The sequence below is a fragment of the Flavobacterium flavigenum genome (assembly GCF_027111255.2).
GTDB lineage: Bacteria > Bacteroidota > Bacteroidia > Flavobacteriales > Flavobacteriaceae > Flavobacterium > Flavobacterium flavigenum.
Genome location: NZ_CP114285.2, coordinates 2,566,375 through 2,580,102, shown reverse-complemented (window position 1 = coordinate 2,580,102; position 13,728 = coordinate 2,566,375). Strand labels below are relative to the sequence as shown.

Below are 13,728 nucleotides of genomic sequence, written 5' to 3'. Positions count from 1 at the left end.
AAACAGCGCACACCACATTTCCCAATTATAAATACTACTTTTGGCTTTTTAGAGTTAAAGTATTTATGCTGAAAAAATTACTGATTTTATTGGTTTTAATTTGTTGTTCAGGACTTCAGGCCCAGGAAACAGATTTGCTCTATAAAACCAAAAGGGTAAAGATCACCAGAGATACGATTCATTTGGAAAATGTGAGTATCAATTCCGGTTTTTTTCAGCTTTTAAATTCAAAAAATGAACCTATAGATTCAATTTTTTATAAAATTGATTTTCAAAAAGGACATCTTCTTTTAAAAGAAAATATTAGTTCGGATACAGATACTTTAACGGTTAATTATTTAAAATACCCTGATTTTTTAACCAAAGAATACAGTCTTTATAATTCCAGTCAGGTAGTGAGTAACGATGCTGGCTCTGAAAAATTATATAAAATAGACCATTCGAATTCTAAAAAAATAACTCCATTTGATGGCTTGAATACTTCAGGAAGTATTACACGAGGGGTTACCATTGGAAACAATCAAAATACGGTTTTAAACTCCAATTTAGACCTTCAGATTACCGGTAAAATATCTGACAAGGTAAGTCTTAGGGCATCGCTTCAGGACAATAATATTCCATTGCAGGAAGGCGGTTACTCTCAAAAACTCGATCAGTTTGATAATATCTTTATGGAATTGTTCAGTGACGACTGGAATATTCGTGCAGGAGATGTATTTTTAGAAAACAGGAAAACGCAATTTTTAAGTTTCAATAAAAAAGTTCAGGGACTTTCGGCGAGTTTTGATTTTGGCGATGAAGACAATAAGACTAATGTCTTTGCATCTGTAGCTTTTGCAAAGGGTCAATACGCCAAAAGTACTTTTACCGGACAGGAAGGCAATCAGGGTCCGTATAAATTAAAAGGACAAAATGGCGAATTGTACGTTTTGGTCATTTCAGGATCTGAACGAGTTTATGTAAATGGCATTTTGCTCAAAAGAGGAGAAAATAATGATTATGTGATTGATTACAATGCCGGGGAAATTGTTTTTACATCGCTTTTTACGATTACTTCTGAAATGCGAATCAATATCGAATACCAGTATTCAGACCGCAACTACAATCGTATGTTAACCTATGCCGGGGCTTCCCATGAAAATAAAAGCTGGAGTTTTGCCGGTTATTTATATTCTGAAAATGATTTAAAAAATCAGCCTTTGCAGCAAAATCTTTCTCCGGAACAAGTTCAGATTATAGGTGAGGCCGGAGATGATGCCACTTTAATGAAAGCACCGTCAGCGTATGAAGACACCTTTTCTGATAAGAAAATTTTATATAAAAAAACAATTGTAAATGGCATTGAAGTTTACGAGTACTCCAATAATCCTGATGATGTTTTGTATAATGTAAAATTCAGTCTTATAGGTGCAAACTCTGGAAATTATGTAATTAAAAATACCAATTCAGTTGAGCGGATTTATGAATATACAGCTCCCGTAAACGGAATTCAACAGGGAAATTACGAACCTCTTGTACAATTAGTCGCACCGATGAAACTTCAGATAGCAACTTTTTCAGGAAAGTACAATCCGAACGAAAAAACACTGGTTGATTTTGAAATTGGAATTAGTAACAATGACCAGAATCTGTTTTCAGACCTTGATGATGGCGACAACAACGGAATCGCTTTAAAATTAAACACCAAAAAACGCCTTTTTACGAAAGACTGGACTTTGGATGGTTATGCGAACTATCAATTTGTAGAGAAAGATTTTAAATCGGTCGAACGTTTGTATAATATCGAATTCAACAGGGACTGGAATTTAAATACAACACTTTTAGGTGATCAGAGTTTATTAGTCGCAGGCTTAAATTTTGATTTGTTTTCGAAGAAAAAAACAACCAATATCGGATTGTTTACTTATCAGTTTGAAAAGTTGGATTTTACCGAAAGTTATTCCGGAAACCGACATACTTCTACCGCTTTTTTTAAATTAAAGAACTGGACTATCGAAAATCAGGGCAGTTTATTGAGCAGTGATGCCACAGCTTCTACTTCAAAATTCATTAGAAACATTACCAAAACCAAATATCATTTTGGCAAAAACTGGGTTGGCGGCAATATCCAGATAGAAGACAATCAGGAAAAAGACAAGGCTACGAACCAGTTTTCGACAATTAGCCAGCGATTTTCAGAATATGGCATTTTTGTTGGACGAGGGGACAGCACCAAAGTTTTTGTAGAACTGGGTTATTTGCGCAGAAAAAACGATAGTTTGCAAAACGGATTATTGCAGCATGTTAGCAATTCTCAAACGTATTTTTTAAAATCTAAACTGATTCAGAACAAAAAAACAGATTTAGCCGTTTATGCCAGTTATCGAAAATTAGACTTTACTGACACCAATCGAAAAAGTGAGCCTTCATTGAATTCAAGAATTTTATATAATGACCGTTTTTTTAATCAATTTCTTCAAATCGGAACCGTTTACGAAACCAGTTCCGGAACGATTGCACAGCAGGAATATACTTATTTGGAAGTTCCTGCCGGTCAGGGTGTATATGCGTGGAATGATTATAACGGCAATAATGTCCAGGAACTGGAAGAGTTTGAAATAGCACCTTTTCCGGATCAGGCAAAATTCATTCGTGTTTTTTTACCCAATCGGGTTTACATCAAAACCAACCAGAACAAGTTTTCACAGTCGCTTACGATAAACCCTTTGCAATGGCAGAATGAAAAAGGATACAAAAAAATAGTATCTTATTTTTATAACCAGACCTCTTTTATTCTGGATAGAAAAGTGAAAAGTGATGGCGATAATTTTGAACTGAATCCGTTTTATTCTTCAGAAGAAAATATCTTAGGACTGAATTCGAGTTTCAGGAACAGTTTGTTTTATAACCGGGGAAAACAAAAGCATTCTGTCACTTATTCTTATCTGATTAATAATGGAAAAAACCTGCTTTCTATTGGTTCTCAGTCTGTAAAAAACTATTCCCATCAGCTACAATACACGCATTTGTACCAAAAAAGCTGGCTATTTAATCTGTTTACAAAAACAATTAAAACTTCACTGACATCAGAGGATTTCACCGAGAAAAATTATGATTTAACCGGTTTTCAAGTCGCCCCTAAAATCAGTTATTTATTTTCGAAAAACACCAGTCTTGACTTCTTTTATGAATTGCAGAAAAAAGAAAACCAGATTGGAAATTTTGAAACCTTAACACAAAACCGTTTAGGAACTTCATTTTCGTATGCCGGAGACAAAAAAGTGACAGTGAACGGAGAGTTCTCTTTTTATGAAAATAAATTCGTTGGAAATGAATTTTCTTCAGTTGGATTTCAAATGCTCGAAGGACTTCAGGCTGGTGAAAATTTAGTCTGGAAATTACTTCTGCAGAAAAATATAACCCAGTTTTTAGACGTCAATTTAAATTATCAGGGACGTAAAAGTGAAACAGGTGTTACCGTACATACAGGGAACATACAGCTTCGTGCTTATTTTTAGCACTTTACTGAAAAAGCTATTACAAAATTGATTAATTTTAATTCAACTTTAAACTCCTAATCTTATGAAAAAATTAGTATTACTTTGTTTTATAGTTGTATTCTCATCTCCTTTTTATGCTCAGGAAACAGCTGTAAAAACAACTAAGAGCAAAACTGAGGCTTCTGCAAAAAAAGCCAAATCAGACGCTGATAAAGCTAAGGCTGATGCGAAAGCTGAAGCTGAAAAATCTAAAAAAGCAGCAGAAAAAGCAAAAAAGGAATCTGCAAATGCAAAAAACAATGCAGATAAAGAAGCTGTAAAAGCTAAAAAAGAAGCTGCGAGTTCAAAAAATGCTGCTAAGGAAGCCACAAATGCAAAAAGTACAGCAAACAAAGAAGCTGCAAAAGCTAAAACCGCAGCTGACAAGGCTAAAAAATCTGCTGCAAAAAGTAAAACTTTAAAAGAAACTAACGAAAGGGCACCAAAAGTAGCCGATAAAGTTACCGGTGAATACAATGGTAAAAAAGTCTATACCGGCCCGAAAGGAGGAAAATATTACATCAACAAAAACGGAAACAAAACGTATATTCAGGATTAAAAACTTTATGTCTGACCAGATAAGTCCGGATCTCCATTGAGAAGTCCGGGCTTTTTTTATGAATGCAAACAAAGAAATTCTCCAAAAATTTAATATTACTTGCCTTGCTTTTCGAACTTTAGAGTTAATAATTTAGTAATGTATCCGAAATAACAAAAAAAGAGGATTTTTTTATCTTCGTTTCAAAATCGCTACACATGAGCATCGAATATACTGCCAATAAAACTATTTTAATTACTCCTTTAAACTGGGGATTGGGCCATGCAACCCGATGCATTCCTATAATTAAAGCATTACAGGAAAATAATTATATTCCCATAATTGCTTCAGATGGCATTGCTTTGGCATTATTGCAAAAAGAATTTCCATATATTCAGACTTTAGAACTCCCTTCTTATCATATTGAATATGCTAAAAATGGCAAAAACTTTAAATGGAAACTGATTAAAAGTTTACCTAAAATGATTGCCGCTATTGTGGATGAAAAGAAAATAGTGAATTCATGGATCAAAAAATATGATATAGATGGTATCATTTCAGATAATAGGCTAGGGGTTTTCAGTAAAAAAGTGCCTTCGGTATTTATTACACATCAGCTAAATGTGATGACAGGAAATACGACAAAGTTTACCAGTAAATGCCATCAGTATTTTATAAAAAAATATAATGAATGCTGGATCCCTGATACAGATGGAGATCCAAATTTGACAGGCAACCTTGGACATCTTAAAGAAAGTAAACTAAACCTGAAATATATTGGGCCTTTGAGCAGAATGCGTAAAAAAGACACTCCAAAACAATATGACCTAATGATTATTTTGTCAGGTCCGGAGCCTCAGCGTACGTTGCTGGAAGAAAAACTGCAGGAAGAAATTACACAATACAAAGGTGAAATTGTTTTTGTAAAAGGCATTGTCGAAAAAACACAAACCAAACAGCAGATCAAAAATGTGACGTATTACAATTTTATGAATACCAAACAGCTGGAACAGACATTTAATGAAAGTGATTTGGTTTTGTGCCGCTCAGGTTATACTACCGTTATGGATTTGGCAAAACTGGGTAAAAAAGCTTTTTTTATTCCAACTCCCGGTCAATACGAGCAGGAATATCTGGCCATAAAACTTCAGGAAGAACAATTGGTACCTTACGCAACGCAAAACGACTTTACTATTGAAGATCTTTCAAAAGTAAAATCGTTTAAAGGTTTATCCGAATTTGAAAATAAAATCGACTGGGATTTGTTATTTACTGTTTTTGAGAAGTAAATTTAGAAATTAAACTGCGCCTGTAACCGCAATAAATTTCCCTGTTGTCTGTTAACCGGAATGGCACTATCTTCAAATGTTCTGTCGGCAATAACGTATTCTGCTACTAACTCAAATGCTTTAATTGGCTGCCATTCTACACCAAATTGGTAATCTCTTACGACGTAACTTCTGGCATCCTTTTCATATTTTTTACCTCCGTCATAATATTGAAATTTGGCAAAAGGATAAACATGCTGTTTTTTAATGTCCCATTTATAATTCAGCAAAACGTACCCACCATTTAAATCTGTAACATCAACCGAGTTGGTTGTTGGGTTATAACGCGGTCCTTTTCCAATATTATATTCAGTCTGGATTCCAAAAGGCTTTGGATACAAAACAAAAGTCGCACCTATTCTCTCATCTTTTATATATTTAGGATCTCCATTTACTACAACTCCTGATGAAATTTCTCCGGTAAAAGCCCATTTTCCTGTGTAAGCCTGAATTCCGGGTTCTATAATCTGGTTCCCTATAACAAAAGGATAAGTAGCTCTTGCTACAACATTTAAATCTCTATTCCCGTCTATTTTATTGGCTATTTGCCCGTTATAAGCTCCCAAAGCCAACACCCCAAAATCACCTGAACCTTTGTAACCATCTTTTACCAGCATTTCAAAACGCTTTCTGATTTCGGCTGGTGCCCAATAAAAAAACATTCCTAAATCTCTTTCATTTGCTATTGCACTATTTATACCATCTGCACGGTCTAACGTCAGACGCTGGGAGCTGGACTGCATATTTTCGAATCCATAGGGAATTTTACTCTGGCCAATTCGCACCCGATATTCTCTTTTCTTATCAAATGAAAGATCAAAATACAAATCACGAATCTGTACGAAGTTATTAAGCCCGGTGCCTGGTGAACTGGCAAAATCCGGCTGAAAATAGAAGAACACATTTGGATGAACCTGTCCTGAAAACACTAAACGTGCACGACGGACAAAAAGCCCGTTGTTTGCTTTTGCATCCGGATCTGTAGAAGTTGTTCCCCATGATTTATCACACTGGTCGCAGGAAACTTTATCATTTGTAGAAAACAAACCATTGTATCTGATTTGTGCATAACCTCTTAAAGAGATTTTGTCATACCAGTGTTCTTCGACACCGCCCCCGGATTTAGTATCAGGTAATTTTGCTTTATTGATTGAATCTAAAATACGCATTACTTCGTTTTTCACATCCTGTTTATTCAATTCCTGTGCATGTAATCCGCAGGTAAGCAGTATTAAAACTGCCACTATTATTTTTTTTATCATTTTTTCTATTGCCCTTAATTTCAGGATGCAAAGATGTAACCACCTATGTTAAGAAATCATTAACCAGATGTTATTATAATAAAAATTTAATGTTATGGACCGAATTCTAATGTTGATTTATCGTTAAAACCCTTGTTTTAGGGCTTTTAAAAAAACAGTACTTACAATTATTTAACCTCGGTTTTTGTTGCTTTAATTGCTTTTTCGAGCGTAAAAGAAAATTCAGAACCAATTCCGAATTCACTTTCTACATATACTTTCTCTTTGTGAGCTTCGATAATATGCTTTACAATTGCCAGTCCCAAACCAGAACCTCCCTCAGAGCGGGTACCGCTTTTATCAACTCTGTAAAAACGTTCAAACAAACGTGAAATATTTTGTTTTTCAACCCCTTCTCCGTTATCGCTAATACGAATTAAGACCTTTTTCTTGGTAAGATTGACCACACCAACTTCAGTCAAGCCTCCTTCTTTACCATATTTAATTGAGTTCACAATCAGATTTTCCAAAACCTGCTGAATTCGGTCTTTATCCCCTTTCACTATTAAGGATTGAACGTTCTTGCTTTCGAATGCTAATTTGATTTTCTTTTTATCAGCTTTCATTTCTAATAAATCAAAAACATTCTGAATCAGTTCAACAATATTAAATTCCGTAAAATTCAAATCTAAATCTCCTGATTCTAATTTGGTGATCATATCAAGATCTTCAACGATATAAATCAGGCGTTCTACTCCTTTTTCTGCACGCTTCAAGTATTTCTTCCGAATGGTTTTATCATCCATAGCGCCATCCAGCAAAGTCGAAACATATCCCTGAACAGTAAACAGGGGGGTTTTAAGTTCGTGCGAAACGTTTCCTAAAAATTCTCGTCGATATTGTTCCCTGATTTCAAGCATCTCGATTTCTAGTTTTTTATCGGTAGCAAATTTTTTCACCTCACGCGAAAGCGTTTCCATATCAGTTGTAATGGGTTGATTGATAAGAGGTGTTGATTCAAGTAAAGAAACCTCATCATAGATTTTTTTTACCCTTCTGTATATAAAGCGTTCTACACGATACTGAAGTACAAGAAATGAAAAGATGTAAACTGAAATCAAAAAGATTATTCCAAATCCTGCCTGATACTTTAATTGGTTTTTATAGAATATATTCATCAGCAGTAATACAAATCCTGTTGTAAACAAGCTTATATATAATGCCGACTTGATAGCGAATCTATATGTTTTTTTGAAATTGATTTTCATTTAAATTTTAAAATAAACAATTAAGGAAATATTTTTTCACCATATAAGTCCTGTAAGTTCATTTAAAAAAGTCAATCTTTGACAAATAAACTTTGACAAAGATTGACTTCAGTTAAGTTATGAGCACTATAAATTTACTAAACTTACAGGACTTATAGGGTTCAAATTTATATTGAATTTTTAAGCTTCAAATTTATAGCCAACTCCTTTTATGGTTTTAAAAAGGTCTTCGCCAATTTTTTCGCGTAATTTTCGGATGTGTACATCAATAGTTCTTCCGCCTACTACCACTTCATTTCCCCAAACTTTATCTAAGATTTCATCTCTTTTAAATACTTTTCCGGGTTTTGAAGCCAGTAAATAGAATAATTCGAATTCTTTTCTCGGAAGGGAAATTTCAACATTATCTTTAATGATTTTGTATTCTTCACGATTGATTTCTATTCCACCTACGTTTAAAGTATCTGTAATTACTACCTGTTCTTTTAACCTTCTTAACAAAGCCTTTACTTTGCTTACCAGGACTTTCGGTTTTATTGGCTTTGTGATGTAATCATCAGCACCGGCATCAAAACCAGCTACTTGAGAATAGTCTTCGCTTCTTGCGGTTAAAAATGTTATGATAACGTTATTTAATTCCGGAATTTTTCTAATGTGTTCACAAGCTTCCATCCCGTCCATTTCGGCCATCATTACATCCATAATAATAAGTTCCGGTAATTCTTTCTGAGCTTTTGTGATTGCCTCTTTTCCATTTGAAGCGGTAACAATCTGGTAGCCTTCCTGGGCCAGGTTGTACCCTACAATTTCAAGAATATCCGGCTCATCATCAACTAACAAAATCTTGGTTTGTGTTTTTTTCATAAATAACAAAAATTGAAATTTTTACATCAAATTTTATGTGTTATGGATTTGATGCTTTTGAATTGCGATGGTAAATATAATATAAAAACAACGGTTAAAAAGTCGTGTTAACGGTAATTTAATCTGGTAACAATTTGATAATCTACAAGACACAAAAACATAACAAGTGCCTAACATGAACTTTACAGTGTGTGTATTTCTTTGCACCAAAATAAATTAAACACAACACTGAAATGAAATTCAATTTAAAATTTCTATTTATTACATTATTTATCTGTACGATTTCGATCGCACAAAACAAAGGTACGATTTCTGGTGTATTAACCGATAAAGAAACTAATAATGAAGTACTTCCTTTTGCAAATATTTTAATTAAAGGAACCAACATTAGTGCCAACACTGACATTGACGGAAAATATTCCTTATCCGTAAATCCGGGAGACTATACTCTTGTTTTTAGTTTTGTTGGATATGAATCTGTAGAAAAGCCTGTTACGGTTAAAGCAAACGAAACAATTACTGTTAACCAGGTATTATCTGCCGGAGGTTACACACTGAAAGATGTTGTTGTGAAATCAGCAGGAGGAAACAGAGAAAAAGAAACAGCTTTACTTTTAGAACAAAAAAATGCTGTCGTTATTAAACAAAGTATCGGCGCACAAGAAATGTCCAGAAAAGGAGTTAGCGATGTTGAGGAAGGTTTAACTAAAATTACAGGAATTACTAAAGTAGGATCAAGAGGTTTATTTGTACGCGGTCTTGAAGATCGTTACAATAACTTATTGGTTAATGACTTATCAGCACCTACTAATAATCCTTTTTCAAAAATTATTCCTTTAGATTTATTTCCAACAAACATTGTAGGCGTTATTGATGTATACAAAACATTCAACCCAAATATTTACGGAGATTTTGCTGGTGGAACTTTTAATATTCAAACTTCAAAACCAACAAAAAGTATTACGAAAATAAACATTGGAGCTGGTTATACAACCGGAAACAGCTTTAAAGATTTCTTATTATCATCTGACTCAGATACAGCCGCAGGTTTTTTTGGATTTAATGGAAAAGACAGAGAGTTACCAGGTTTTCTTGGAAATCAGGCAACGAGACAAACTTTCACAACAGATCAGGCATTAAATTCAATAAGTGGTAATAAAGGTTTTGATGTCAGTCAAATAAAAGCTCCTTTAAATTCAAGTTTAAACTTATTGCATGCTGAAAAATTTAATTTAAGCAACGATCGTACTTTTTCTTACTTATTCTCTATTAATTACGATAATAGTTTTATGATAAGAGAAGGGGTTGACAGAACTATCGATTTACAGTCTTCCGGATCTAAGTATGTAAACAACTTTATCACCACTGATTATCGTTTCAAAACCACAAACTCTGCATTAGTTGGTTTAAACTATGGCACTGACAGGCTTAAACTATCGTTTAACACATTATACATCAGAACTAACTTAAACTCTATAAAAGACCAGTACGGACCTTCAGGAGGGACAGCTGCTGAAAATGGATTTATACGCACGAATCAGCTAGACAAAAGTGATTATTTAAATGGCCAATTATTAGGTGAATATGCATTAACCAAAGACAAAAATCAAACTATCAAAGCCGGAGCTTCATATGCAATCACAAAATATGAACAGCCAGATAGAAAGTTTTTCTCAGGTCTTAAAACTGGTGATGATTTGATAAGTACTTCTTATGGAGGAAATAATTTCCTGCGTCAATATTTAACTGTAGATGGCAATTCATTTTATTCAGCATTGGTAGAGTATAATTTGAAATTCGGAAAAAATGACAAACAAAACAAATTGACAATAGGATATAATGGCAACGGATCTATGATGGAATCTTCATACCGTTTTATTTCAAGTACCGGTAATGATGGTTTTTCTTCAAGCATAAATAATGTAGATACTCAAATAAACAACGATATTTTAGCCAATAAAATGTCTTTTAGCGAAAATTCTAATGCTACTTACAAAGTTAAGCTTAACGAAATGGCTAATGCAGGCTATGCTAATTTGTTTTTAAAATTTGGAGAGAAAGTTGAAGTAAATGCAGGGATTCGATTTGAAAGTACTCTTAAAGAAACTCATTACAGAGGATTAGGTACCTTTGATGCTCCTTTCAAAATATTAAAATATGATAATGCCTATTTCTTACCTTCATTAAATTTGAAGTATTTGTTGACTGAAACTTCTAACATTCGTTTTGCAGCAAGTAAAACATACACTAAACCAGTTATCATGGAGGCTTTCCCGATATCTTTCATCAATGCTGATGGAACATCTACTCAAGGAAATTCAATTTTGAAAAACAGCGATAATTACAATTTTGATTTAAAATATGAATTATTCCCAACTGCAAAAGAAATGATTGCTGTTGGATTATTTGGAAAACATATTATCAATCCAATTGAAAAAACTTTTATATCAAACGCAACCACAGGAACGGTTACCACTTTTCTAAATTCTGACAGTGCCAATTTATATGGAATAGAAGCTGAACTTCTTGTTGGACTAGAAAGAATCAGCGAAAGCTTAGGTAGTTTTTCATGGGGATTAAATGCTACTTTGATGTCATCTAAAGTTACTGTAAGCCCTAATTTTGAATCTATAGACGAAGACGGAATTATTACCGTAAAACCTTCTATAGAAACGCATCAATCAAGATCGTTACAAGGGGCATCAGACTGGTTAGTAAATTCGGATTTAAAATATGAATTTAATTTTAGCAAAGACTGGTCAAATACTGTTTCATTAGTTTATGGTGTTTTTGGAAAAAGAATATATGCTGTAGGAACAAATGGTCAGGATCATACTTATGAATTGCCGGTACAGCAATTAGACTTTGTTTGGGGAAGTAAAATTTCAGAACACTTTGATGTGAAATTTACTGCTGACAACTTACTAAATCCACTACGAAAATTGGAATTTGGAAATAATGGAACCATAAAAGTTGACGAAGAATCATTATTAGCTAACAGTTACAAAAAAGGAGTTGGGTTTTCGTTAAAATTTGGTTATACTTTTTAAAACAACAAAAACAATTATTAAAAGCTCCATTTTTGGAGCTTTTTTTATACACAAGCAAATTGAGTTTAAAATCAACAGAACAAAAAACACATAACATTTTCTTGACATTAAACTTTTATTTTGATAACCGTAAAGTAATATTGAGATAACCCACAACTTGAATTTAGCCTATACATTTGTGAAAATAAAATATAACAACACTCTTATGAAAACAAAATTTTTAGCTTTAGCACTTGTAACAGGGTTATTCTTAAATTCATGCTCAAGCAGCGACGATTCAACTCCAGTTACTCCTCCTGCTACTGGTGAAATTACAGGACCAATAACTAAGGACGTTACTTATGCTTATGGGAACTACACTTTAAAAGGAATTGTAAAAATCAACTCTGGCGTTACAGTAACATTTGAGGCAGGATCAACCATCACAATAGACAAAGCAACTGGCGACAATGCATTAGTTGTATTAAAAGATGGAAAATTAATCACAAAAGGAACTGCTGATAAACCAGTTGTATTTACAGAAAAATCTAAGGTTCCAGGATCTTGGGGAGGAATCATAATCTATGGTGATGCTCCAGTAAATGTAGCTGGCGGAAAAGCATCTTCTACTTCAGAAGACGGAAATAACATCTCATACGGAGGAACAAATGCAGCTCACAATAGTGGTTCATTAGTTTACACAAGAGTTGAATATGCTGGTTCAAAATTAGCTGACGGTGCAAAAGAAAACAATGGTTTTACTTTTTACTCAGTAGGTTCAGGAACAACTTTAGATCACTTAGTATCTTACAAAGGTGCTGATGACGGATTCGAATTCTTTGGAGGAACTGTAAGTATGACTAATGCTATCTCTTACGGTAACTATGATGATTCATTTGACTGGCAAGATGGATGGCAAGGTCAGGCAAATAGTAACTGGTATGCTTACCAAATTGACAAAGGAAACTATGGTATGGAAATTGAAGCTTCTTCAAATGATAATGCTTATTTCCCAAAAGTAACTAACATCACTCTAAAAAGAGCTGCTGGTACGGTTACTGAAGAACAAAAAGAAATTCAATTGGACGCTTTTCAATTTAAAAAAGAAGGAAATGGAGATTTCAGCAACATCGTAATTGATGGTTATGTTAGTCAAACTACTCCTACTGCATTTAATGGTGGTGTACTACAAATACTGGATAAAGTTACTTATGATCATCAAGTTGCTGGTGGTAAAATTAAATTAAAAGACGTAAAAATCACCAACTCACCTATTACCTTCATTTCAGGACAAGCTACTTTTACATTATCTGCAGCTAGTTTTCTTCCTTTAACAAACTGGACAACTAGCACTACTGCAACTGGAGCTTCATTAACTCCTGGAGCTTGGGCTACAGTTGACGGTGTTAACTTGATCAAATAATTCACTTAAAATATAATGTTAAAAACATCCTAAATACTTAGGATGTTTTTTTTTGGTGTAATTTTTGAAAACTTTTTTGTATATTTACTTATCTAAAATCATGCGATGGCAAAAAATTACTTTTATATTACTTTCTTACTGGCTTTTTTCTTTACTGTAAGCGTCTCAGCTCAGGACAGTAAACCAACGCCTAAAACTCAGGGGGCTCCTATAGAGGGGTTGAGCTTGTACCCTAACCCTGTGTTAAATGGGAAAGTATATATTACTTCCAAAAATGATCTTGAAAAAGAAATTATAATTTTTGATGTTTTAGGAAAAAAAGTACTTCAGACACATTTGACTTCAAAAGAACTTAGCATTCCTGATCTCACACCAGGAGTTTACATCATAAAAATAAGTGAACAAGGCAATTCGGCAACGCGAAAATTAATTGTTCGATAAACCATAGAAAATGCACATATAAAGCTCCATAATTTGGAGCTTTTTTATTATCCTTACACCTACAATAATTTATACCTT

General features: G+C 33.7%; 9 protein-coding genes. 6 read left to right on the top strand and 3 right to left on the bottom strand.

Features of this window, described 5'->3' with window-relative positions:
- Positions 1 to 65: 65 nt before the first annotated feature.
- The 3 genes from OZP09_RS10480 to OZP09_RS10470 all read left to right on the top strand — a co-directional run bounded on the left by OZP09_RS10480 (position 66) and on the right by OZP09_RS10470 (position 5,345).
- The gene (locus OZP09_RS10480) at positions 66 to 3,497 is read left to right on the top strand and encodes a DUF8818 domain-containing protein (protein WP_281310728.1); all 3,432 of its coding nucleotides are present in this window, start codon (positions 66 to 68) and stop codon (positions 3,495 to 3,497) included.
- A 64-nt stretch (positions 3,498 to 3,561) separates the two neighbouring features.
- Positions 3,562 to 4,077: a hypothetical protein gene (locus OZP09_RS10475; protein WP_269237736.1), complete on the top strand. Its 516-nt coding sequence runs from the start codon at positions 3,562 to 3,564 to the stop codon at positions 4,075 to 4,077.
- 197 nt (positions 4,078 to 4,274) lie between these two features.
- On the top strand, positions 4,275 to 5,345 hold the full coding sequence (locus tag OZP09_RS10470; protein WP_269237735.1) for a glycosyltransferase: 1,071 nt from the start codon (positions 4,275 to 4,277) through the stop codon (positions 5,343 to 5,345).
- Positions 5,346 to 5,347: 2 nt separating this feature from the next.
- On the opposite strand, the gene OZP09_RS10465 is transcribed toward OZP09_RS10470, so the two are convergent.
- The 3 genes from OZP09_RS10465 to OZP09_RS10455 form a co-directional block, all read right to left on the bottom strand.
- Complete coding sequence (locus tag OZP09_RS10465; RefSeq protein ID WP_281310727.1) at positions 5,348 to 6,646, bottom strand: porin; 1,299 nt, start codon at positions 6,644 to 6,646, stop codon at positions 5,348 to 5,350.
- A 167-nt stretch (positions 6,647 to 6,813) separates the two neighbouring features.
- Positions 6,814 to 7,893: a sensor histidine kinase gene (locus OZP09_RS10460; RefSeq protein ID WP_281310726.1), complete on the bottom strand. Its 1,080-nt coding sequence runs from the start codon at positions 7,891 to 7,893 to the stop codon at positions 6,814 to 6,816.
- Between the two features lie 180 nt (positions 7,894 to 8,073).
- Positions 8,074 to 8,757: a response regulator transcription factor gene (locus OZP09_RS10455; protein ID WP_223682154.1), complete on the bottom strand. Its 684-nt coding sequence runs from the start codon at positions 8,755 to 8,757 to the stop codon at positions 8,074 to 8,076.
- Positions 8,758 to 8,990: 233 nt separating this feature from the next.
- Here OZP09_RS10455 and OZP09_RS10450 point away from each other — a divergent pair, with 233 nt between their 5' ends.
- The 3 genes from OZP09_RS10450 (at position 8,991) to OZP09_RS10440 (ending at position 13,650) form a co-directional block, all read left to right on the top strand.
- Positions 8,991 to 11,807 (top strand): TonB-dependent receptor, encoded by a 2,817-nt coding sequence (locus OZP09_RS10450; protein ID WP_281310725.1) that lies wholly within the window; start codon positions 8,991 to 8,993, stop codon positions 11,805 to 11,807.
- Positions 11,808 to 12,012: 205 nt separating this feature from the next.
- Positions 12,013 to 13,209 (top strand): hypothetical protein, encoded by a 1,197-nt coding sequence (locus tag OZP09_RS10445; RefSeq protein WP_269237731.1) that lies wholly within the window; start codon positions 12,013 to 12,015, stop codon positions 13,207 to 13,209.
- A 105-nt stretch (positions 13,210 to 13,314) separates the two neighbouring features.
- Positions 13,315 to 13,650: a T9SS type A sorting domain-containing protein gene (locus tag OZP09_RS10440; protein WP_269237730.1), complete on the top strand. Its 336-nt coding sequence runs from the start codon at positions 13,315 to 13,317 to the stop codon at positions 13,648 to 13,650.
- Positions 13,651 to 13,728 lie beyond the last annotated feature (78 nt).